This is a genomic window from Bacillus sp. ISL-78 (assembly GCF_018613455.1).
Lineage (GTDB): Bacteria > Bacillota > Bacilli > Bacillales > DSM-1321 > Peribacillus > Peribacillus frigoritolerans.
The window spans coordinates 1-22,396 of record NZ_JAGGQC010000007.1; the positions used below are offsets into that span (position 1 = coordinate 1).

The 22,396-nt window shown below is 40.8% G+C and carries 27 protein-coding genes; 21 read left to right on the plus strand and 6 right to left on the minus strand.

Features of this window, described 5'->3' with window-relative positions; all coding sequences use genetic code 11:
* Positions 1 to 77: 77 nt before the first annotated feature.
* Complete coding sequence (locus tag J7I96_RS08705) at positions 78 to 1,064, minus strand: COX15/CtaA family protein (RefSeq protein WP_214768676.1); 987 nt, start codon at positions 1,062 to 1,064, stop codon at positions 78 to 80.
* A gap of 604 nt (positions 1,065 to 1,668) precedes the next feature.
* On the opposite strand from J7I96_RS08705, the gene cyoE reads away from it, so the two are divergent.
* The 7 genes from cyoE (at position 1,669) to J7I96_RS08740 (ending at position 8,518) form a co-directional block, all read left to right on the plus strand.
* Positions 1,669 to 2,607, plus strand: coding sequence for a heme o synthase (cyoE, locus tag J7I96_RS08710; RefSeq protein ID WP_034313989.1), 939 nt, complete (start codon positions 1,669 to 1,671; stop codon positions 2,605 to 2,607).
* A 253-nt stretch (positions 2,608 to 2,860) separates the two neighbouring features.
* Positions 2,861 to 3,943 (plus strand): cytochrome c oxidase subunit II, encoded by a 1,083-nt coding sequence (coxB, locus tag J7I96_RS08715; protein WP_214768672.1) that lies wholly within the window; start codon positions 2,861 to 2,863, stop codon positions 3,941 to 3,943.
* A gap of 24 nt (positions 3,944 to 3,967) precedes the next feature.
* Positions 3,968 to 5,839 (plus strand): cytochrome c oxidase subunit I, encoded by a 1,872-nt coding sequence (ctaD, locus tag J7I96_RS08720; RefSeq protein ID WP_106027286.1) that lies wholly within the window; start codon positions 3,968 to 3,970, stop codon positions 5,837 to 5,839.
* Positions 5,839 to 6,468, plus strand: a complete 630-nt coding sequence (locus J7I96_RS08725) for a cytochrome (ubi)quinol oxidase subunit III (RefSeq protein WP_034313980.1) — start codon at positions 5,839 to 5,841, stop codon at positions 6,466 to 6,468. Before ctaD ends, J7I96_RS08725 begins: the two co-directional genes overlap by 1 nt.
* A gap of 3 nt (positions 6,469 to 6,471) precedes the next feature.
* Positions 6,472 to 6,807, plus strand: a complete 336-nt coding sequence (ctaF, locus tag J7I96_RS08730; RefSeq protein WP_034313978.1) for a cytochrome c oxidase subunit IVB — start codon at positions 6,472 to 6,474, stop codon at positions 6,805 to 6,807.
* 139 nt (positions 6,808 to 6,946) lie between these two features.
* Positions 6,947 to 7,849: a cytochrome c oxidase assembly factor CtaG gene (gene ctaG, locus J7I96_RS08735; protein WP_214768671.1), complete on the plus strand. Its 903-nt coding sequence runs from the start codon at positions 6,947 to 6,949 to the stop codon at positions 7,847 to 7,849.
* 207 nt (positions 7,850 to 8,056) lie between these two features.
* On the plus strand, positions 8,057 to 8,518 hold the full coding sequence (locus J7I96_RS08740) for a DUF420 domain-containing protein (protein ID WP_034313975.1): 462 nt from the start codon (positions 8,057 to 8,059) through the stop codon (positions 8,516 to 8,518).
* A 112-nt stretch (positions 8,519 to 8,630) separates the two neighbouring features.
* Here the strand turns inward: J7I96_RS08740 and J7I96_RS08745 are convergent, their stop codons facing one another.
* Complete coding sequence (locus tag J7I96_RS08745; protein ID WP_214768669.1) at positions 8,631 to 8,993, minus strand: YugN family protein; 363 nt, start codon at positions 8,991 to 8,993, stop codon at positions 8,631 to 8,633.
* Between the two features lie 346 nt (positions 8,994 to 9,339).
* Between J7I96_RS08745 and J7I96_RS08750 the strand changes: the two genes are divergently transcribed.
* From J7I96_RS08750 to J7I96_RS08770, 5 genes are all read left to right on the plus strand, one after another.
* The gene (locus J7I96_RS08750) at positions 9,340 to 10,374 is read left to right on the plus strand and encodes a CAP domain-containing protein (RefSeq protein WP_311315181.1); all 1,035 of its coding nucleotides are present in this window, start codon (positions 9,340 to 9,342) and stop codon (positions 10,372 to 10,374) included.
* Positions 10,375 to 10,606: 232 nt separating this feature from the next.
* On the plus strand, positions 10,607 to 11,038 hold the full coding sequence (locus tag J7I96_RS08755) for a YlbD family protein (protein ID WP_214768666.1): 432 nt from the start codon (positions 10,607 to 10,609) through the stop codon (positions 11,036 to 11,038).
* 12 nt (positions 11,039 to 11,050) lie between these two features.
* Positions 11,051 to 11,293, plus strand: a complete 243-nt coding sequence (locus tag J7I96_RS08760; protein ID WP_034313959.1) for a YlbE-like family protein — start codon at positions 11,051 to 11,053, stop codon at positions 11,291 to 11,293.
* A gap of 60 nt (positions 11,294 to 11,353) precedes the next feature.
* Positions 11,354 to 11,779, plus strand: a complete 426-nt coding sequence (locus J7I96_RS08765; protein WP_214768664.1) for a hypothetical protein — start codon at positions 11,354 to 11,356, stop codon at positions 11,777 to 11,779.
* A 60-nt stretch (positions 11,780 to 11,839) separates the two neighbouring features.
* A complete protein-coding gene (locus tag J7I96_RS08770) occupies positions 11,840 to 12,289 on the plus strand; it encodes a YlbF/YmcA family competence regulator (protein ID WP_214768662.1) in 450 nt (149 codons plus the stop codon).
* 163 nt (positions 12,290 to 12,452) lie between these two features.
* On the opposite strand, the gene J7I96_RS08775 is transcribed toward J7I96_RS08770, so the two are convergent.
* A complete protein-coding gene (locus J7I96_RS08775; RefSeq protein ID WP_214768656.1) occupies positions 12,453 to 12,776 on the minus strand; it encodes a hypothetical protein in 324 nt (107 codons plus the stop codon).
* 137 nt (positions 12,777 to 12,913) lie between these two features.
* On the opposite strand from J7I96_RS08775, the gene J7I96_RS08780 reads away from it, so the two are divergent.
* Positions 12,914 to 13,189: a YlbG family protein gene (locus J7I96_RS08780; RefSeq protein ID WP_048684554.1), complete on the plus strand. Its 276-nt coding sequence runs from the start codon at positions 12,914 to 12,916 to the stop codon at positions 13,187 to 13,189.
* A 54-nt stretch (positions 13,190 to 13,243) separates the two neighbouring features.
* On the opposite strand, the gene J7I96_RS08785 is transcribed toward J7I96_RS08780, so the two are convergent.
* Positions 13,244 to 13,633 carry a DUF7147 family protein gene (locus tag J7I96_RS08785; protein WP_214768654.1) on the minus strand — a complete coding sequence of 130 codons (390 nt, stop codon included), beginning with the start codon at positions 13,631 to 13,633 and terminating at the stop codon, positions 13,244 to 13,246.
* A 470-nt stretch (positions 13,634 to 14,103) separates the two neighbouring features.
* Here J7I96_RS08785 and rsmD point away from each other — a divergent pair, with 470 nt between their 5' ends.
* Positions 14,104 to 14,679: a 16S rRNA (guanine(966)-N(2))-methyltransferase RsmD gene (gene rsmD, locus J7I96_RS08790; protein WP_034313946.1), complete on the plus strand. Its 576-nt coding sequence runs from the start codon at positions 14,104 to 14,106 to the stop codon at positions 14,677 to 14,679.
* Positions 14,680 to 15,171 carry a pantetheine-phosphate adenylyltransferase gene (coaD, locus tag J7I96_RS08795; RefSeq protein ID WP_034313942.1) on the plus strand — a complete coding sequence of 164 codons (492 nt, stop codon included), beginning with the start codon at positions 14,680 to 14,682 and terminating at the stop codon, positions 15,169 to 15,171.
* Between the two features lie 39 nt (positions 15,172 to 15,210).
* On the opposite strand, the gene ylbJ is transcribed toward coaD, so the two are convergent.
* Entirely contained in the window at positions 15,211 to 16,428 is a 1,218-nt protein-coding gene (ylbJ, locus tag J7I96_RS08800) for a sporulation integral membrane protein YlbJ (RefSeq protein ID WP_095389948.1), read from the minus strand.
* A gap of 266 nt (positions 16,429 to 16,694) precedes the next feature.
* Between ylbJ and J7I96_RS08805 the strand changes: the two genes are divergently transcribed.
* On the plus strand, positions 16,695 to 17,492 hold the full coding sequence (locus J7I96_RS08805) for a patatin-like phospholipase family protein (RefSeq protein WP_034313939.1): 798 nt from the start codon (positions 16,695 to 16,697) through the stop codon (positions 17,490 to 17,492).
* Positions 17,482 to 18,507: a SepM family pheromone-processing serine protease gene (locus J7I96_RS08810; RefSeq protein ID WP_214768652.1), complete on the plus strand. Its 1,026-nt coding sequence runs from the start codon at positions 17,482 to 17,484 to the stop codon at positions 18,505 to 18,507. Before J7I96_RS08805 ends, J7I96_RS08810 begins: the two co-directional genes overlap by 11 nt.
* Positions 18,508 to 18,595: 88 nt before the next feature.
* Here the strand turns inward: J7I96_RS08810 and J7I96_RS08815 are convergent, their stop codons facing one another.
* A complete protein-coding gene (locus tag J7I96_RS08815) occupies positions 18,596 to 19,801 on the minus strand; it encodes a nucleotidyltransferase (protein ID WP_214768650.1) in 1,206 nt (401 codons plus the stop codon).
* A gap of 219 nt (positions 19,802 to 20,020) precedes the next feature.
* On the opposite strand from J7I96_RS08815, the gene J7I96_RS08820 reads away from it, so the two are divergent.
* From J7I96_RS08820 to J7I96_RS08835, 4 genes are all read left to right on the plus strand, one after another.
* The gene (locus J7I96_RS08820; RefSeq protein ID WP_096338276.1) at positions 20,021 to 20,542 is read left to right on the plus strand and encodes a YceD family protein; all 522 of its coding nucleotides are present in this window, start codon (positions 20,021 to 20,023) and stop codon (positions 20,540 to 20,542) included.
* Positions 20,543 to 20,607: 65 nt separating this feature from the next.
* Positions 20,608 to 20,781: a 50S ribosomal protein L32 gene (gene rpmF, locus J7I96_RS08825; protein WP_034313929.1), complete on the plus strand. Its 174-nt coding sequence runs from the start codon at positions 20,608 to 20,610 to the stop codon at positions 20,779 to 20,781.
* Between the two features lie 70 nt (positions 20,782 to 20,851).
* Complete coding sequence (locus tag J7I96_RS08830) at positions 20,852 to 21,694, plus strand: enoyl-CoA hydratase/isomerase family protein (RefSeq protein WP_311315182.1); 843 nt, start codon at positions 20,852 to 20,854, stop codon at positions 21,692 to 21,694.
* 79 nt (positions 21,695 to 21,773) lie between these two features.
* Positions 21,774 to 22,394, plus strand: coding sequence for an RsfA family transcriptional regulator (locus J7I96_RS08835; RefSeq protein ID WP_134783302.1), 621 nt, complete (start codon positions 21,774 to 21,776; stop codon positions 22,392 to 22,394).
* Positions 22,395 to 22,396 lie beyond the last annotated feature (2 nt).

The window sequence follows — 22,396 nt, forward strand, 5'->3', positions numbered from 1 at the left end:
AAAACAAAAGCCACCATTCCCAAGGGAATGGTGGCTTTTGTTTTGTCCTATTATATTATTGATTGAACAATCAGACTTTAACGGGCGGGTACTGTTGGTGTTATATCCTTTTCATCCTGTCCTTTGACTGTGTGCGTGGAGTTTCTTTTTTGCTTGGCCCGTGCATTTTTTTTGCTTCTTGATGACAATAGCATCAAATAGCTCATTACACCAAAAAAGCAGGCAATGAATAATGCGTGTGTCAATGCGATATATAAGTTTTGCCTTGAGAAAATGATAAAGGCTCCAGCGGTAACCTGTAAAAATACGAGAATGAATGCAGCCATCCAACCGCCATATAACACTTTTTGATTTTTATAATGTTTTTTTGCGATATAAGCCACATATGATACCCAAATGAAAATGGCGCCTGCGATTGCACGGTGTCCCATCTGAATCCATTCATAAAGGTTGGAGGGGAGTGCAAGACTGTCATTTACACATAATGGCCAATCCTTACAGATAAGACTTGATTCCGTATGCCTTACAAGAGCACCAGTATATACGACTACGAGACAAAAAATCAATACGCCAATGATATGGAATTTCATTCGTTTGTCAACTATGAGTTTTTCGGCTTCGAACTTCTTGTCTACTTCAAAAATCAACAATGTCAGTAAAAAGACGGCAGCAAAGGAAATGAGCGATATGCCGAAATGAAGGGCAAGGACAAAATCGGATTGTGACCAAATGACGGCAGCGGCCCCGATCAACCCTTGTAGTAACAGAAAACCAAAAGAAAGGACGGATAAGAAACGTGCTTCACGGATATGGCCGATTTTTTTCCAAGACATATACGATAAAATTAAAACCAAGAATCCTCCAGCACCTGAAACGAGACGATGGGAAAGTTCAATGACCAATTCAATCGTGATTTTGTCCGGGATCAATTGGCCATTGCACAATGGCCAGGACCTGCCGCATCCCATGCCGGAATCCGTCTTCGTGACTAAAGCTCCGCCAAGTAAGATGAAAAGCATTACAATCGTTGTTAAAACAGCAAACCATTTAAGAGACGATTTCACTAGTAGTCCCACCTTTTTCTCTGTAGCAAATTAGGATTGTTCCATAAAAATTAATAATAGCATAAGATTTTTCATAATATTTGTCGAACTTCCTCGATATTACACAAAATAGAATGATTTTACAAGTTCAGTTAATATTATAACTATTAATTAAAATGCCTGAAATAGTTGAAAGTTACAAAAGACTTTGATAGAAATAAAGGGAGTGTAAACCTTCAAGTAGGAGCAAAATAGGGATAGTGCGCCTAGGGGATGATGATAATAGCATACTATTCATGTTCTTGATGAACATCTTACAAGAGCAGTAAATTATTGAGACACAAATTGGTCAAAAAATATCCGAAAAATTTTCACAAAAGCTTCCAAAAATGTGTTTTAATATATTGAAGAAATGATTTTACTAAATTTTACTGTTATTAAGCATGATATTAAGAATGATAGCTCTCGATGGATTCCATTGACGACAGTCATTGGTAAATAATTTACTTTTTGTTTACGCTTCCTTGGTTACAAATATCAAAAAGTATGAAATAATGTTCTATAGCATATGTAAGTATTTTTTTGCATTTGCGTCTGTGCTGAATGATTTAAAGGAGGAAAACAAATGTCAGAAACAAGGGGTTTGTCAGAAGCTGTCATGGAGGACAGTAAAGCCGCCCTTCAATCGGATATACCTGAAACAACAGCTTGGAAGGATTTTCTCGCACTTATAAAAGTGGGGATCGTCAATTCAAATATAATTACAGCTTTTACCGGCGTGTGGTTAGCTCTTCATTTTTCGGGGCTTAGCTTCTTAAGCAATCTGGATGTAGTGTTTTATACACTTGCAGGTTCGGCGCTCATAATGGCGGGATCTTGCAGTTTCAATAATTATTATGACCGTGATATCGATCATTTAATGGAAAGAACGAAAAACCGTCCAACGGTAACTGGGAAAGTACAGCCTTCAAAGGTATTGGCGTTAAGTTTCGGCTTAATTGCTGCAGGGCTGATTTTACTTGCATTGACTAATATGACAACTGCCATACTGGGTGCATTCGGCGTTTTCGCCTATGTTGTTTTATATACTATGGTTTTTAAACGTAGATTTGTCTCGAATACGATAATAGGCAGTATATCCGGAGCGGTGCCTCCGCTTATCGGGTGGGCTGCGGTCGACCCGGGCCTTGATAAGATCGCCTGGGTCCTGTTCGCGATCATGTTCTTGTGGCAGCCTCCTCATTTTTATGCACTTGCAATGAGGCGTGTCGAAGAATATCGTGCAGCTGGAGTACCTATGCTTCCGGTCGTAAAAGGGTTCAAGGCTGCAAAAAGATCGATTATGCTATGGATCATCTGTTTAATGTTCATTCCTTTCTTTTTAACTCCATTAGGAACACCGCTAGTTATTCTTGCTGCATTATTGAGTACAGGTTGGCTTATTTTGGGAATTAAGGGGTATAAAAAGAAAGACGATGTTAAATGGGCAACATCCATGTTTGTATATTCTTTAAATTATATGACCATTTTATTTGTAGCGATGGTTATTGTCACACTGATCTAGTTTTGGTTTAAATTAACTGGCGGCCTGTTCTTTTACAGGCTCCAGTTTACTGATAAATAAAGCACTGACCGCCATTCATACATATTAACGGAACCAACAGGGGCATACATAAGAGCGGTTACATGAAACAACTTGATAATTCCTTAGATTAGGGATTCTTTCTTTTTAGAAATTGACATAGAGAGAATATTCGCAATTGCGCCCATTTTTATTTTTGTGAGAAAATTTTGACGAAAGAGGGGTTTCTGAAGCTATGAAAAAAAGGCTGCACAAATGGCGCCTAATTGCTCTGCTGGGCATTGTAGGACTTGTCCTTTCGGGCTGCGGCGAACCATTTCTATCCGCGCTGAAGCCAGCTGGCGATGTTGCGCAATCTCAGTATGACTTACTGATATTGAGTACACTAATCATGGTACTGGTCATTATTGTTGTGATTATTTTGTTCGTTGTAGTTATACTACGCTTCCGTCGGAAGGAAGGCGACGAAACAATACCAAAACAAATTGAAGGAAGTCATAAACTCGAAATTATCTGGACTGTTATTCCTATCCTTCTTTTAATTGTTCTGGCTGTTCCAACCGTCGTCACGACTTTTGACTTAGCCGACACAAAGGCAATGGATAAGAAAGATAAGGATGGAAAGACGAAGGATGCACTTGTCGTGAATGTTAGGGCAAACCTTTATTGGTGGGAGTTTGAATATCCAGACCTTGGCGTCGTAACAAGTCAGGATTTGGTTGTGCCGACAGATCGAAAAGTGTACTTCAATCTAACTGCTTCAGATGTTAAGCACTCATTCTGGGTACCGTCCGTCGGAGGGAAGATGGATACAAATACAGAAGGGGTCAATCAGTTTTTCTTAGAATTCGATGGTGAAAAGGCAGAAGATTCGAACAACTTATTCTACGGAAAATGTGCTGAGCTTTGCGGTCCTTCACATGCTTTGATGGATTTTAAGGTCATAACGAAGTCTAAAAGTGATTTTGAAGCATGGACTAAAGATATGAAAGCCTCGAAGGAACCTGTCGTTGAAGGCGATCTGGCCAAACAGGGTGAAGATGTCTTTAATCAAAGTTGTATAGGCTGCCATGCGGTGACACCGAATGACAGCAGGCCTGAAGCTGCTCGTCAGGCTCCGAATCTGGCTACATTCGGTGAGCGTGAAAAAGTTGCTGGCGTATTGGATCATACGGAAGAGAATGTGAAGAAATGGATCAAGGATCCTGAGAAGTATAAACCGGGCAACACGATGACCGGTACTTACGGTGAACTTTCGGATTCAGATATTAATGCACTGGCAGCTTATCTATTAGAGCTTAAGGTGGAAGACAAATAGAACATTGATTAAGGAGGTTAAATCGTGAGTACCTACGCTAATAAAAAAGGATTTGGCGCTACGCTTTGGGATTATCTGACGACGGTAGACCATAAGAAAATCGCCATTCTATATCTTATCTCTGGCGGGTTATTCTTTGTAATCGGCGGTTTGGAAGCGATGTTTATCCGTATCCAGCTTGCAATCCCAAATAATGACTTCGTTAGTGCCGGATTTTATAATGAAATTTTGACCATGCACGGTACGACAATGATATTCCTGGCGGCAATGCCATTGGTGTTTGCTGTTATGAATGCGGTTGTGCCATTACAGATAGGGGCACGTGATGTTGCGTTCCCATTTTTGAACTCATTAGGTTTTTGGCTGTTTTTCTTTGGGGGAGTCTTTTTAAATCTTTCCTGGTTTTTAGGGGGGGCTCCCGATGCAGGCTGGACATCGTATGCATCACTATCCCTTCACTCCGAAGGCCATGGCATTGATTTTTACGTCCTTGGACTACAAATATCAGGTTTTGGGACACTAATGGCAGGGATCAATTTCCTAGTAACCATCATTAATATGCGTGCGCCAGGTATGACATATATGCGTATGCCGCTGTTTACCTGGTCAACTTTCGTTGTTTCTGCATTGATATTATTCGCTTTTCCTCCGCTTACCGTAGGATTGGTGTTAATGATGTTCGATCGGATGTTTGGTGCGAATTTCTTTGATGTAGCGGCAGGGGGAAATACGATCATTTGGGAGCATTTATTCTGGATATTCGGTCACCCGGAAGTGTATATCCTGATTCTTCCAGCGTTCGGTATCTTTTCCGAAATTTTCGCTACCTTCTCCAGAAAAAGATTGTTTGGTTATTCATCGATGGTATTTGCAACCGTTTTAATCGGTTTCTTAGGTTTCATGGTTTGGGCGCACCATATGTTTACCACTGGTCTAGGTCCGATCGCAAATGCAATCTTTGCCGTGGCGACCATGGCTATCGCTGTACCGACAGGTATTAAGATATTCAACTGGATTTTTACGATGTGGGGAGGAAGCGTCAAGTTCACGGTTCCGATGCTTTATGCAGTTGCCTTCATTCCTACATTTACAATGGGCGGCGTGACCGGTATCATGCTCGCATCTGCACCTGCTGATTATCAATACCATGATAGTTATTTCGTTGTTGCCCATTTCCACTATGTAATCGTCGGTGGGGTTGTATTAGGTTTATTGGCAGGGATCAATTTCTATTGGCCGAAGATGTTTGGAACAATGTTAAGCGAAAAATTGGGGCAAATCACATTTTGGACGTTCTTGATCGGTTTCCATTTAACATTCTTCATTCAACATTTCTTAGGTTTGATGGGGATGCCTCGTCGCGTATTTACATTCTTGGACGATCAAGGCTTTAATACAGGTAATATGATTAGTACTGTGGGAGCCTTTTTGATGGCATTTGGTGTCTTGGTTATGGTCATCAATATCATCATTACATCTGTGAAGAATGAAAAGGTCGGCAATGATCCTTGGGGAGATGGCCGTACGCTAGAATGGGCCATTCCATCACCACCGCCTTTTTATAATTTCAAACAACTGCCGTTAGTCCGCGGATTAGATCCTTACTGGGTTGAAAAAATGGAAGGGAAGAAGGAAATGACTCCTGCAGAACCACTGGGGGATATCCATATGCCGAATTCATCCATTCTTCCATTAACGATTGCTTCAGGTTTATTTATCGCCGCATTCGGTGCTTTATACCATATGGATGATAAGACATGGACCCTGCCTATAATGATAGTTGGACTTTTGGTGACATTTGGTTCAATGTTTATCCGTTCAGTTAAAGACGATCATGGATACCATATTCATAAAGCGGACCTTATGGACGATAAAGACAAGGGAGGTAAGGCATAATGCAAACAGATGAAAGATTCACGGATGCCACTTGGCCTGCTTCTCCCGAGAAAGCGACTTTAGAAGGTAAAAATAAGTATTTAGGTTTCTGGTTGTTTCTTGGTGGAGAGACTGTATTATTCGCCTCACTATTTGCAACTTACCTAGCATTGAAGGATAAAGTTCCAAATGGTGATGCAGCCCTAGCTAAAGATTTATTCGAATTACCACTGACATTTGTGGCAACCATGCTGTTATTGACCAGTTCTTTGACCAGTGTGTATGCGATGTACCATATGAAAAATAACCACTTTAAACAAATGCAGGCTTGGCTTGTGATTACGGTTGCACTTGGTTTTGGTTTTCTTGGACTCGAGATTTATGAGTTTAATCACTATGTCCATGAATTCCATCATACCTTTACGAGCAGTGCCTTCGGCTCCGCGTTTTATACGTTAGTTGGTTTTCATGGAGGGCACGTTGCTTTCGGTTTGGTTTGGATCATATCTCTTATGGTTCGAAACGCAGGAAGGGGCTTGAATTTGTATAACGCTCCTAAATTTTTTGTTGCGAGTCTATATTGGCATTTCATTGACGTAGTCTGGGTATTTATCTTTACTGTCGTATACTTAATGGGAATGGTGGGATAACTGATGGCGAATGAACAATCAAATTCAGCGAACCCGAATGTCGATTTAAAATATCGCCGTAAGAAAAATGCTGAAGAGATGAAACACCAAGTGATATCATTTACACTTATGATTTTCTTTACATTACTTGCTTTTGCTGCAGTAGGAATTGAGGGTTTTTCACATTGGTTCATTAAACCGGTCATTTTGCTGCTGGCAGTTGTACAAGTGATTTTTCAATTATATTATTTCATGCACATGAAGCATAAAGGGCATGGCACCATAGCGTTGTTCTTATTTTCCGGCCTTGCAGTAGGCTTGATAACGGTCCTTGTGTTCCTAACGATTGTTTGGATATAAACCATAAAGAAATCGGCTATTGAATGATAGCCGGTTTTTCTTTATGTGGTGGTTTTCATCCAAGTTTATCTATATTTGTTACAATGTTTCATTTTAGGTATAATGAAAGTAAGAAAAAGCTCATGAACGAGGTGATTTTTTGTCTATTGATATTTTCGGATTTCGAGCTTTGTGGAGTCCTTATTATTTTGCCGCCCTCGTACTTATTACCGTTGGCTATTTTTGGATGGTGACAAAAAAAAGGGGGAAGTTTCCGGGCAGCTCATCGCTTTCCATCAAACAGGCAACTTATTTTTTGATAGCCATGTTCCTTCTTTATGTGGTAAAAGGATCGCCGCTGGATTTATTGAGCCATATCATGTTCAGTGCCCACATGTTTCAAATGGCACTTCTCTATCTCGTGATTCCGCCATTATTTATCATTGCGATTCCAGATTGGCTTATGAGAACACTCATAAATTCAAGGGGAGTGAAGCCGGTATTTCAGTTTTTCACGAGACCTCTTATCGCCCTTTTACTATTTAATGTTCTTTTCTCGTTGTACCATATCCCGTTAGTGTTCGACTTTATCAAAACGGGGATGTGGATTCATGCCGGATACACGGTCCTTTTATTCACGACCGCTGTTTTGATGTGGTTCCCGCTTGTCAATCAACTGCCCGAACGTGAAAGTCTATCAGGTGTGAAAAAAGTAGCTTATATATTCGGCAGTGGCATTCTAATGACCCCTGCCTGTGCTTTAATCATATTTGCTAATGATCCGATGTATGATACATTCACCAATGCGGAATCTTGGGCCAGTGCCATGGAACTTTGCGTTCCGGCTTCCGCATTATCCGGTTTAACGCTCAGCGGTCCGGAAATGTTCAATGGACTGCCATTGCTTGAGGATCAACAGCTTGGCGGGGTTCTGATGAAAGTGATTCAAGAAATCGTATTAGGCTATGTATTGGGTGTCATTTTCTTTGCTTGGTTCAAAAAGGAGAATGGCGGCCAAAATGATATCGATCCGATACCTTCGGATTTTCAGACTGTAGAATAATTGTACGATAAAAGACTTGTCTTGGGGCGGACAAGTCTTTTATCTGACTTTTCCTGATTTTCGAATTAAAGCAAATAGCCAGTGATTTGACTTGAGTATTCCTTAAAAGTGAGCATTCTGTTAATATTCCTTGATTTTATTGAATTTTATGATTGCCTCTTATAAAATGGTAGTTGATTAATAAATATAGAGAGGACTACATTTCATATGTCTTTACCAATCCTTCCAACGATAAGTACAGCCTTCATTGTATTAAGTGCCATCACTGTTGCAATAGGCTGGTATCAAATTAAACAGCGCAAAATCGAAACCCATAAAAAAACCATGATGGCAGCTGCGATTTTTGCGGTGATCTTTTTCACTATATATCTTTCTCGGACGGTCTTCATTGGTAGTACGTCTTTTGGCGGACCCGATGACATAAAAATTTATTATACGATTTTTTTGGTTTTCCATATTACGCTTGCAACAACTGGAGCTGTTTTGGGGATCATCATGCTCACCACCGGGTTTAAAGGTAAATTTGCCATTCATAAAAAAATCGGTCCGGCCACTAGCATCATTTGGTTTTTCACTGGGATTACTGGAGTGGCAGTTTACATTTTGCTTTATGTGATTTATCATGGCGGCGAAACAACATCTTTAATAAAGGCGATTCTAGGATTTTAAAATGACGAAAAAGCCTGGTGCATAAAAAAGCATCAGGCTTTTGTATTGGATACAAAAAAGAGAGCATCACACATGACCCTCTCTCTTTGTTCCCACTTTTCGCTAACGGCTTTTACAGGCCGTTGAATTGTGTAAGTTCTTCTTTGATTTGAGCGAGGATTTTTTCACTTTGTTTAACTAGTGATGGAGGGAAATCCTCTCCTTCACCATATTCAACTCCGTGTGGATAATAGTGTTTTCCTAATAGAGGAACCATTAACTTGATGACGGCCCTGTGAGCGCCAACATCGCCCTCTGTAGCATAGCCAAGTATTCTCAGGTAAAACGTGCCTTCTTTTAATTCGAACTTACGATCATAACTGACTCTTTCGTAATCCCATTGTTCTGCTCGTATTAAACCATATTGCGGCATTAGGTCATCTAGTCGGTTTAAGTCGGCTGTGATGTTTTCGATTCCAAAGCTTTCAAATTTCACGAGTAGTACCTCCTATGTTTACTATTGAGAATTAAAATGACATACCGGGAAAATATTATGTACATGAAATATATTGAAAATCTCCAAGTATGTTTATAATATACCATTTTATCCTATATTTTATAATAGTACGAAATGGTGGAAGTTGCAATGAACTCCACCATGGTATTTTAATCATTCGCAAAAGTTCCATTTTTAAAATAAGTTTAATGAAGGGACAGTCTATCGTAAATTAGAAAATTATGATTGAACAGTGATATAATCAGGAAAGAAAGGTTTTTGCATTGGATACATAAATTAGATAGAGAGAGGGAGTGTTCCTCTGCGCAGTTTAGGTAAGGTGTTGGTGTTGATCATTATTTTTTTCGTAATCGGTATTTATCTTAATATCGGCGATGAAGAGGAAGGAAACCCTCTTATTGATGGTAATAAAGGTGTTAACCCCAATGGACAAATAAATGAAAAAAACACTTCTCCAGAAAAGGTAGGGGTTACTGAAGTGACGGAAGGTCTGGCAGTAACGATCGGGAAAAATGCAAAAGAGATAGAAAAGGAATATGGTAAGCCGGATCGAATTGATTTGTCTGCCTATGGATATGAATGGTGGGTTTATAAAAAGGACTATAATAATTATTTCCAATTAGCCGTTGAAAATGAAAAAGTGGTATCTGCTTATGGAATCGGTGATGAGGTCAATGTCGCTCCTTTTAAAATTGGACAATCGATTGATGCCATCTATTCCAGTTTATATGTGGAACCTACTGTTGATATTGAAGTTGGCCACAATTCCTATCGTTTTGAATTGTCGGAGGAAGATATGAACATGAGGCCATTAATTGATTTAGGGAATATTAATGTTCAGCTTTATTTGGATAAATTCACCGGAACTGTTTCAAGCATCCGGTTTTTGAATGATTCTGCCTTATTGAAACAACAGCCGTATGAGTTGACCTATCATGGTGAACTTGTGACAGTTAAGGACCTTTCAGATGAGGACATGGCGAAAGTGGAAGATGGAAATGAGCAGCAAATATTCGATATTACGAATATCATGCGCAGCAGATTTGATTTGAAGCCTTTAGAATGGGATGCCGCTACTGCGGAGGTTGCTTACCTTCATAGCCGGGAAATGAAGGACACCCCTGAAGGAACCCATGTTTCTGAAACAAAGGGGGATTTGGAAAATCGTCTTGATGCAGGTCATGTGAAATATAGGGCGGCCGGTGAAAATATAGCGGCCCACTATGTGGATGCAGCTGCAGTCATGGAAGGTTGGCTAAATAGCAAAGGGCATCGGGATGCGTTGCTGAACGAGGAATTTACAGGTCTGGGCGTCGGGGTATATAAAAAGTATTACACCCAGAATTTCATAAAGAGATAACAAAATGGACCCGGTTTGGGTCCGTTTTCTTGTTGTAGATCATATTTTCAAATTGAAAAAGTCCCAACCATTTGCATTCCCCTCGATGGGGACCGTTTGCCAATGGAGTTTTTTATATAACGAATTTGGATTTCACAGTCACGTCCATTAATTTGAAAAGGAATTTATGCACTTTTTTTCTACCTTTAGCATATGGTGCAATAGGCGATGTCTAAGTGTGAGGTGAAGAGTAATGGCAAAAAGAAAGCGGCCCTCCGTGGATGGATTTCGGGAGTTTGTAAAGGAACATCCTCATTTAGTGAATGAAGTGAGAAGCAATCAAGCAACATGGCAGGAACTTTTTGAAGAGTGGTATTTACTCGGAGAAGATCATCCACGCTGGCAGGCTGACGGCAGTGTGGGTGAGCCCAAAGAGAATACAGGATCTCCATCACCGCCGGTTGAAAAGGGAGACCAAAGCACTGAGTTGATCGGTTCGTTAATGAGTGCCGTTAAAAACATGGATATGGGGCAGATTCAACAATATATTACGAATGCCAATCAAGCCATCGGTGCAATCCAAGGAGTGCTATCTGCTTTCCAAGGGAATAAATCAGGTGATACCAGTCCTCCCCCCAAAGAAAAAGAGCAGAGAGCTAACCCTTTTTTATTCACCAAAGATTAAGGAGGGTTTTTCATGCGCCAGAATATATATGAATTCATTCAAACAAACGAAGATATGCGAAATTATTTGAGGGTTCAGCCTGCATGGTACAAAAGATTAATGCGTAATCCACATGAAGTGGATGTGTTTGAAACCGAAGCGAAATATTATTTTGAGAAGTCTATTCCACATCGGGTCTCTAAATTTTCGGAAAGCGTTCAGGTTGCCTCAATGATGCTTCATATGTTTCAAGCGATGAATGCTCCAAGTGAATGAAGAAAATAAGAGTAAATTACTCCTTTTGGCGAACAATAAAGGCAAAAGGGGGACGATGGAATGAGAAAGTTGATATTGGCTCTAACAGTGTTGATGGCAGCCACGGGTTGTGGCAAGAAAATACCTGAACCTGAGAACTCAGGAGTAGCCATACAAGGTGTTTCTACACTAGAGGCTGCCACCACTGTATCGAGCATCCAAAACTCAGATGAGGACTTTCGGGTAAAAACATTTGTAAAAGGCAACTCCGTCTATGTTGAGTGCTACTTGAAAAACTATGGTTTTTCTGAATCAAATCCCGAACAATTGGCAACTGTGTCGGTATTTATTGATAATAAAAAGAAAGTAGATATGAAAACGGCAGCATTTATCGTAAAGGATGTCCCGAATGGCATGCATAAAATAAAGCTGGAGATTTTGAACGGTGCAGGTGAAAGAACAGGGCTGCAAAAAGAGATTGAGGTACATATCACTTCCTCGATTTAATCAAACCATTAGCATCTAAAAGGTAGAAATGGTAAAATGGTTGTGGAGGTGAGCTTGTTAATGCTTGCTACTATGGAAATCATCGACATTTTACATCAGGCTGATGGATTAGCTGAAATGATCCTTCATTCTGAAATAGGAGAAGAATACCTCCTTAGTTTATATAAATTACAAAACGACAAAGAGGCCCAGCGGATTATTTCCAAGTTTACTTCGCTCAAGGATCTATTTGAAGATGTTCAAAGGTTCGGTAAATATCATCCGGATTATAAACGCATCAATTTAGAAACGAGGCAAGCTAAACGAGACATGGATTTGCATCCTGCCGTTGCAAGGTTTAAGCGGGCGGAGACCGAATTGCAATCCGTTCTTGATGAAATAAGCGGAAGAATTGGCCGAGCGGTTTCTGAACAGGTCAAAACACCGGCTGGGAATCCATTTTTTGTTTCATCCGGCGGATGTTCGACGGGAAGCTGCGGAACCGGGGGAAGTTGCGGGTGTTCCGCTTAAGGTAATGGCCAAATGGGGAACATTCAGGAACATGCAGCCATCGAAATTCGACATTACTACGGAGTTCGGTGGCTGTGTCTTGTTTGGAACCTCGCCGAGACATGGTCATGAACCGATGCATGAACTTTCATTGTACATATTCCGTATACGTGGCAAAACGCGATTAACTGCGATATAAAATACAATCTGGACAAAGGTTCCCGCAGCAAAACATCTTTTGCAGGGGCACATAAAAACGATGCCGGAATACATATAAATGTTCTTCCTGCCGTACGAAAATGGTTTCACAATGAAGCTGCTTGCCACGCATTGAAAGGCTTGCGGCTTTTTTTATTAAGAGAGAAAGCTTATCATCATCATTTGATGCTGGATGATAATGGATATATAAAAAGGGGATTCCCGTGAACTTTTTTATCGAAGCTTGGGTAATTTCATCATTAGCTAATAGATGATCAATAAATTGATGCCAAATTTGGTTTAAATCCATCGTTTGTTGGCTCCCTTCACAGTATATATATTCATAATAGTAAGAGAATTTTGTTTATAATCTTTTTTTCTTGGTTGAAAGTAAAGATTCTGCTATGCTACACTTAGTTAAAACCTTTATAAAAGGGAGTTATTGATATGCTTGGAGCGAGACAGGGAATCATCGTCTATTTACATACATTGAAACAAGCCAAAATGCTTAGGAAATTTGGGAATATCCATTATGTTTCAAAAAAGTTGAAATATGTCGTGCTTTATACGAATATGGATGAAGTGGAACCACTGGTGGAAAAGCTGAATAATTATTCGTTCGTTAAAAAGGTGGACCTTTCTTACAAGCCTTTTTTGAAGGTGGAGTTCGAAAACTCCAAACCGGATAAAGCGAAAGAATATGATTATAAAATGGGAATTTGAAAAAAGCTGACTCATGCGGAGTCAGCTTTTTCATTTTCGGGGCAGCAACATCTTTTAGCCTAATGGCGGCAGATATCTATTCATTCGCAAAATGCCGATTAAGTGCTGGTAGTACAACTCGATTTCTGCAAAGAGCACCGAAGGTTTCACGTCGATTTCAATAATTGGCCTATCCAGTTCCTCAGCCAAGTTCTCAAAAAGCTCATAGCGTTTGTTTTTGGTGGCATGTGGGTTAGGGATACCTTCACGGCAAATGTAGAGCGGCTGGAATTTCCCGGGATCTGTGGGCTCCATGACGATGACCAATGACGTTACCTTTTTATCGATTATAGTAGTATGCATGGCCAATAGCCTTGCAACTCGATGTTTCTGATTGCGGCCTACTTCCAGCAACTCATATATATCGGAATATCCTTGTCCAATTTCAATAAAACGTTGAATCAATTAAACCTCTCCTAACTAACTTATTATTCATTACTTTATCATTATCCCTCATAAAAGAGAAGGACAACTTCATTGGCGAATGATGACAAAGAAAATTGGAAATAAGTGGTTTATCAATAAAAAAAGCCCTGCAAAAATATGCAGGGTCCTTCTATGTCTAACTAAGGACCAGAAGGCAAAGGGAGAGGAGAAACCGGAGGAAGAGCTTATGGGGAAACGTAAGCCTTCTCCGCGGTTGGCAACAACACCTAAAAAGGAATGTTGTTATTCACATTATTGCCAAAAACCACTTTATTATTCAAGATGTAAAAGATTTATAAAAAGAATGGATATCTTCAATCCAGGGTACGAAATGATATGCTCTTTTCATCATGGAAATGAAGGCAATTGGGTTTAAATATTGGCTAGCTTTTTCTAATATGTTAGGATAGGAAAGTAACAGAAATTTGTCATAAAATGTGGTGAGAATGATGAGGGTCGTTTCCGGAATTTGCAAAGGAAGACCACTTAAGGCTGTACCGGGTACAGGAACCCGGCCGACTACTGATAAAGTCAAGGAATCCATTTTCAACATGATTGGTCCTTATTTCGAAGGAGGGCTGGTCCTCGACTTGTTTGCCGGAAGCGGTGGACTGGGAATTGAAGCGTTAAGCAGAGGCATGGATAAAGCCATATTTGTCGACCGGGATTTTAAAGCAAATCAAACGGTTAAGGCTAATTTGGAACTATGCAAGTTTTCAGACCGCGCAGAAGTTTATAAAAATGATTCAGAACGTGCATTAAAGGCTTTGGTGAAAAGGGAAATGACTTTTGAATTGATTTTTCTTGATCCACCTTATAAGAAACAAAAGCTAGTCGAGATTCTTGAAGAAATACATAAATACCGATTGCTGAACGATATGGGATACATTGTTTGTGAGCATGGCCATGATGTTACTTTGCCAGAAAAAGTTGGTGACTTTACCGTTAAGAGAAAAGAAGTTTATGGCGTCATTGCCGTTACGATTTATCAATGGGGAAACGTACACGAACAGGGGGAACTATGAATGTCCAAAATAGCGATTTGTCCGGGGAGTTTTGATCCAATAACATTTGGTCATCTTGATATCATTCAGAGGGGGGCGAATGTTTTTGATGAGGTATATGTGGTCATCGTGAACAATTCAGCGAAAAATTCTCTTTTTACAGTGGAGGAGAGACTGGAACTGATTACTGAAGCGACTGCCCATATGCCGAATGTTAAAGTGGATTTCTATCAGGGATTGACGGTCGACTATGCTGAAAGCGTTTCCGCGAATGCCATCATCAGGGGATTGAGGGCGACTTCCGACTTTGAATATGAAATGCAGGGAACTTCGATGAACCGATTCCTTAACAATAAAATAGAGTCATTCTTTATCATGACGAAAAATCAATATTCTTTCTTGAGTTCAAGTATCGTGAAAGAGGTAGCGAAGTATGGCGGGGATATTTCCGAACTAGTGCCAAGTGTCGTCCAGAAAGCTCTGGCCAAAAAATACGAGGAACTGAAAGGATAGAAAAAAGAGCATTGCCAACGCGCAATGCTCTTTTTTGGTTTACGAAAGGCCTTTGAATAGCCTTTTGGTAAAAATGATGATGTATAGGATCAAAAACACGAGTGTTAGAATGGGCCCTATATCAAGCATGCTTTGATATAGGGAATTCGCGTGTTCACCGGATCCGCTGACCGGGAATGCGTTTATCGGGCTCCCGCTGTACATTTTGCCTTTATAGAATGGTTCCCAAAGCAGGACGGTGATAATGGATGCAAGAAGGCCATGTGCAATCCTGGCCAGAAAAAAGGGAGTGAAACGAATGTCCGTTGCGGCAATGATGCTGGCAACTTGCGCTTGAATGCTGAACCCGTTGAAAGCTAAGATGAAACTTGTCATCACAGTTTGCTGAAAGAGTGTCGCCTCTTCGACCGTGCTGGTTAATTTTGAACCTAGAGTCATTTCAAACATGCCTGATATGAAGGGGAGGCTCAAGGAATCCGGGAAATTAAAAATATGTAGAATTCCTCCGACCCCGGATGCTAGCAATCCGGTGATGTTCATATGAAATAAAAGCTTGTTCACCACAGAAAAGAGAATGATGAACCCCCCGATCATCAATAGGGTTTGGATGGATGAGAGTACCGCATCTCCAAGTAAACTGCCAAATGGTCTTGTTTCTTTTATTCTGGTTCGATGCATTTGACTAAAGGCTTGTCTTATGGAGGGGAGCTTGGTCAGTACTTTTGCATGGGATTTTTCTTCTTTCCAACGGTAAAAACGCATGATGATGCCTACACAAATGTTTCCTAGGTAGTGGGAAAGTGCAAGGATGATCCCTAAATGAGGGTTGTGGAAAAAACCAACGGCAACGGCAACGAATAGGAACAATGGATTGGATGAATTAGTGAAACAAACGAGTCTTTCAGCTTCAATGCGGGTCAATTGTTCTTCCTGACGAAGCCTTACAGTGAATTTCGCCCCGGCTGGAAACCCTGATGCAAGTCCCATCGCCCAAACGAAACCGCCCACTCCTGGTACACGGAATAAGGGACGCATAAATGGTTCGAGCATGACACCAATGAACCTGACAACCCCAAAACTGATTAATAACTCCGAGAAAATCAAGAAAGGCAGAAGCGAAGGGAAAACAATTGTCCACCAAATATTCAGTCCGCCTTTGGAAGCTTCAAATGATTCTTGGGGGAAGATGATCAAGCCAACTGCCATCATCGTGACGGAGGTAGCTAACAGTACTGTTTTAGATTTTGATTTTAGCAAAATTCAGCCTCCTCTTGAAGGTTACAAAATAAGGGCAGTTCGATTCGTATATAATAAATATGAACGTCTTTTTCTCAAAAAGTAAGCGCATGATGGAATAAGGATTGTACCGACATGTAAAGAGGGATGATCCGCACAATGGAATATCTGCCATGCTTGTTTCACTGTCAATATAAATAATATGCTTCTATAAATCCGTTTAAGACCATAACTTTGAATGAGTGTTATTTCAATATTTTGAACTAGTTAATGCGGGAGGGATATCTTTGTCGAAACCAAAGGTCGGGCTTGCACTTGGGTCAGGAGGAGCTAGGGGGTTTGCACATATTGGCGTGATAAAGGTATTGCAGCAAGAAGGCATTCCGATAGATATGATTGCTGGAAGCAGCATGGGAGCAATGGTTGCAGCCTTTTATGGAGCGGGGTCGGATATCGAGAGGCTGTATAAGTTGTCCCGTGCATTTAAGCGAAAGTATTATTTGGACTTCACCATACCTAAGATGGGCTTCATTTCGGGTAAGCGTACAAAGGATTTAATCAGGGTATTTACATATGGCAAGAAATTTGAAGAACTTGATATTCCTGTAGCGGTGGTAGCCACTGATATAAAAACGGGGGAAAAAGTCATTTTTCAGGAAGGTCCCATCGCACCGGCTGTAAGGGCAAGCATCTCCATTCCCGGGATTTTCATTCCCGAAAGAATCGGAAACAGACTGCTTGTTGATGGCGGCGTAGTTGACAGGGTTCCTGTTTCAGTTGTGAAGGATATGGGAGCAGACATCATAATTGGTGTGGATGTAGCCCACGTGAAACAGGATATGGAGATAAACTCCATATATGACGTCATCATGCAAAGCCTCGATATCCTGCAAATGGAGCTGGTTAAAAGCAGGGAGTTTGCTTCAGACGTCATGATACGCCCCAGGGTTGAGAAATACAGCTCGAAATCATTTACAAACGTACAGGAAATAATTAGTATTGGAGAAGAAGCAGCAAGAGGTAAGATAGATCAAATTAAGCAGAGCATTGTTACTTGGAAGGAGTCCTTTGAAGATGAGCCGTAAAACGTATGTACGCACTTTCCTGGTGGTGGCTATACTTCTCATAGCATCAGCCCTTTATTCCCTACCTTTTTATGTATCGAAACCAGGAATGGCTAAAGAATTGGAGCCAATCATTGAGGTATCCGGAGGAGATGAAGCAAAAGGAAGCTTTATGTTAACCACTGTAAGGATGGGCAGGGCGAATATATATTCCTACATGATGGCGAAGTGGAGCAAATATCAGGAGCTTTATCCGGAAACCTCCATCAGAAGCGAAGATGAAACAGATGAAGAATATAATATCAGGCAGCTCCACTTAATGGATGGTTCTAAAAATAATGCCATTAAGATCGCATATGAAAAAGCAGGGAAAGAAGTCGAATACGAGTACCTGGGTGTATATGTTTTGGACGTGCTAAAAGGAATGCCGGCAGCAAAAGAGTTGAAAGCGGGCGATCAAATCATTCAAGTTGATGATGTTAAATTCAAGTCTGCACAGGAATTCATGGATTATATTAACGAAAAGAAGGCCGGAGATGAAGTTAAAATAGTCTATAAGCGGGAAGAGACGGAGAAAACGGCCGTTCTTTCATTGCAGCCTTTTAAAAATGACCCAAATAGGGTAGGAATCGGCATTTCGCTGGATGACAATCGAAGAGTGAACACAAAACCGGCTATTTCCATAGATTCAGAACATATAGGCGGTCCTTCGGCTGGTTTAATGTTTTCGTTGGAAATTTATAATCAATTAACGAAAGGCGATCTTACAAATGGATATGACATAGCGGGGACGGGCACGATGTCTGATGATGGGACAGTCGGGCCAATTGGCGGAATTCAACAGAAAATTGTTGCAGCCGATAAGTCTGGAGCCGAAATATTCTTTGCCCCGAATGAAAACGGAGCAGCGGGATCGAATTATGAAGATGCACTCATTGCAGCAAAGGATATTGACACTGATATGAAGATCGTTCCGGTTGACAACTTTGAAGATGCAGTAACCTATTTAACGAAGCTAAATGGAAAAGAAAAATGAAAAAAAGCGCAGGCAGTCATCAACTGTTTGCGCTTTTTTCATGATTAGCTTTTTACACTTAAGAAATGGGCCAAGCTTGAATCCTTCTTCATTTGAAAATGATGGGAGATTCATATTCACGTTTCATCAATGCAACTTGATGCGGCTCGGGCAGGCCCAGTGCATACACCTGTGCTGCTCGCAAGTCCGAATCGATGTCCTGCTTCCGATAGGACGAAAGTTTAGAGATGAGCGGGAGAGGCAAGCCTTTTTTTACAGAACGAAGATATTCTTGTCCCCGGCCATTCATGCCAAGAAGTCTGATATAGGCCGGTTGTTCATTATGAATTACCTGTTCCTTGAATGTATGCGTCAATATATGGACACACATCCGCTGCAGCCGTGTCCATGTGTAGCGTTTTGTCTTCAGCGCTGCCATGAATCCAGAAAAGCTCGAAGATTGGTTGGCCATCTCCTTCATTCGGTGCTCTATGCCTTCCTCAATCTCGTATATTTCTGCCAATTCGGTTAAAGAGGAAGAAAGGATACGATATTTCAACATGGACCAATACATTTCCCAGTCATGCAAGGCATGGTAACGCGTTAAATATTGCTCAAGGCCATTCAACGTCGCTTGAGGAATATAATTGGAAACAGAATGTAATTCCTGGTGTTCATGGATGGCTTTACGTATCCCCGTTGCGCTGGCAATAGGGTCTTTGGACAACTTTGTTTCATGGTATCCTGCAGCGACCCTTTGAATCGTATAAGGGCGAATGGAGTAGCCGTTTGAAAGGGTAGCACTTACATATTCTTTTCCAAGGATATTATTCGGCTTCGTCAAATCCAATGCCGCATCACCATGGATGATCGAACGATAAGCCTGGGCAGCACTTGACGGATAACTATTACCGGCATCCATGGCCGATTTGATTGCGGCATCGAATGCAGCGGAATTTTCCGAAAGGATTCTGTGGGCGATGATGAATGGTTCAATTTTGCCATCCTCGCTTCCGAAGCAAAAGGAGTCACAGCCTAGCGATTCCAAAAGAGCAATAGATCCTTTTGCGAATATTTCAGCCTTCTGTGTCGCGAAAGCATATGGCAGCTCAATGACAAGATCAATGCCGCCATTCAAGGCCATTTCGGCGCGTGTCCACTTGCTGGCGATAGCGGGCTCGCCACGCTGTAAGAAGGGCCCGCTCATAACAGCGACAACGACATCTGCCCCTGTTTTTTCTCTACTTTCTCTTGCATGTAAAACATGTCCATTGTGAAAAGGGTTATATTCGACTACTAAACCGCAAGCTTTCATTCGTTCACCTCAGAGAAAAACTTTGTATTTTATCAACTTAGTGCTAAAATAGTATTTCAAGTAAAATTACTATAAGTAATCGTCTCGATTTTTTGTTAGAAATGATTCATAAAACTTAGACAATCAGTTAGGATGACTACATTATAGTGTAAAGAAAAAATATTGACAAACTTATAATTGAAAGCTATAATTATTTTTGTTGCCTTGAGGTGATTTCATTTGAAATGGACGATTAGTCAACTTCAAAAAATTCGGGACAAAGATTTACGGTTTGATGAACTGGTGGATGTCTTGGACATTAGAGAAAGAGACCCGCAAATTCGCGATGTTTCTCCGATCAGAGTAGAAGGAAGAGCTGATATCAGCTCGACCGAGATTACTTTTCACTTGCATCTTTCAGGTGAATTAACATTACCTTGCTCCCGTACACTGGTAGACGTTAAATATCCGATTGATATTGATACAAAGGAAACCTTTCTTTTAAAGGCAGATGGCGCAGATTTCTACGGAGATGATGTCACTGTTGTGGAAGGCGACGTTGTAGACCTAATACCGGTAATTAAAGAAAATTTATTGCTAGAAATTCCGATGCAGGTTTTTTGTGAGGATGTCGATTCGAATGAAGCTGCTCCTCAATCTGGGAAAGACTGGGCTGTTATTTCCGAAGAGGAAAATGAGCATAAGGTTGATCCGAGATTTGCAAAGCTTGCCGACTTTTTTGACAACAATAAAGAATCTTGATTGGAACGAAAAATCGTTAATCCGATTTTTCCAGCTTTTTTATATTTTTTAAGGAGGTGGGAATAATGGCTGTACCTTTTAGAAGAACGTCGAAAACTGTAAAAAGAAAACGTCGTACACACTTCAAGCTTCAAGTACCTGGTATGGTAGAATGCCCGAGCTGTGGTGGAATGACTCTTTCACATCACGTTTGTAAAGAATGTGGAACATATAAAGGAAAAGAAGTTGTCGCAAAATAATTTCTTGACCTACTTGAGAGCTTAGCTCTCTTGATGCAACACGCTAATCAAAGCGCAGGGATTTTTCTCTGTGCTTTTTTTACAAATGCAGTTGGCAGAATATTTTGAATCATTCGCGTTTGCCGATGATTTTGGAGAAGGTGTTTACATGGATCAGGTGATTGAAGTTGAAAAGGATAAACGCGGTTTCATGAAGCTCCTATTTAATAGACCGGAGAAAAGGAATGCCGTGAATTACCAACTGATGGACGAACTTGAGTCGATATTATCGGAAGCTGCATGCGATGATGAAGTTAAGTTGCTGGTCCTGACCGGGACGGGCTCTGAGGCGTTCTGTTCAGGCGGGGATCTAAGGGAATTTCAGGATTTGCATACAGAAGAAGAGGCCTTTGCTATGTTATCGAAAATGGGTGAAATTCTGTATAAACTAGCAGTTTTCCCAAAACCGACATTAGCGCTAATCAATGGAAGTGCTTTCGGCGGCGGATGCGAAATAGCGACAGCTTGTGATTTCAGGTTAGCAAAGAGGGAAGCTAGGCTAGGGTTTGTGCAAGGTACTCTAGGAATAACGACTGGCTGGGGCGGAGCTTCGCTTTTACTTGAAAAAATACCAGAGCAAAAAGCGCTAAAGCTATTATTGGATGCAAAAATACATAAAGCTGAGGAAGCGAAGGAACTTGGTTTCGTAGATGAGATAGTCGGAGAAGGTACGGATGGATGGGAATGGTTTGCGGAAGGTTTTCTTCGCCATGAGACAGGGGTATTGATGGCCTATAAACGATTGCTGGTACATAAATGGCAGGATAGCGGGCTTAAAGGAAGAATGGAAGCGGAAATCCGGGAATGTTCCAAACTGTGGGCGAGTGATGAGCATCATGCTGCAGTCGAGCGTTTTCTAAATAAGAAAAAATAAATATTACACGCTCTATATATCTTCTATCTTTCCTAGCATGTGCATATTATGAATTAAAACTTGCTAAGGAGGTAGAGAGATGACGATTGCGAGACAAGATGCGTGGACTCATGATGAGGATCTGTTGTTGGCTGAAGTGGTACTGAGGCATATACGGGAAGGCAGTACACAATTAAAGGCGTTTGAAGAAGTGGGCAAACAGTTATCGAGGACATCTGCTGCTTGTGGGTTCCGTTGGAATTCATTTGTTAGGAAGCAATATAAATCAGGGATAGAGCTGGCGAAAAAACAAAGGAAAGAACAGGTAGTCAATAATCCTGAAGTGGAAAGGGATTCGATTGCAACGGTCGAAAATGTCACGATTGAAGAAATAACGCCCGAGCATGAAGGTAAAGAATCTATTACCCTTCAGGAAGTTATATTATATTTAACCAAAATGGATGAATTCTTTCAGCTTGATAATAAGGAAAAAGAACGGATTTCTGAGCGTTCCCTATTTCTTGAACGGGAAAATGTCCGATTACTTGAAGAGAATGTCCTGCTTAAGGAAAACCTGAAAGCTGTTGAGGAAGATTATCGTGCGTTAATGCAGATCATGGAGCGTGCAAGAAAACTTAGTGTCCAGGAGGACGAAAAGGCGAATCCGAAGGTGAGTTTCCAAATGGATAAGAATGGTAATTTGGAAAGGGTCAATAAATAAAA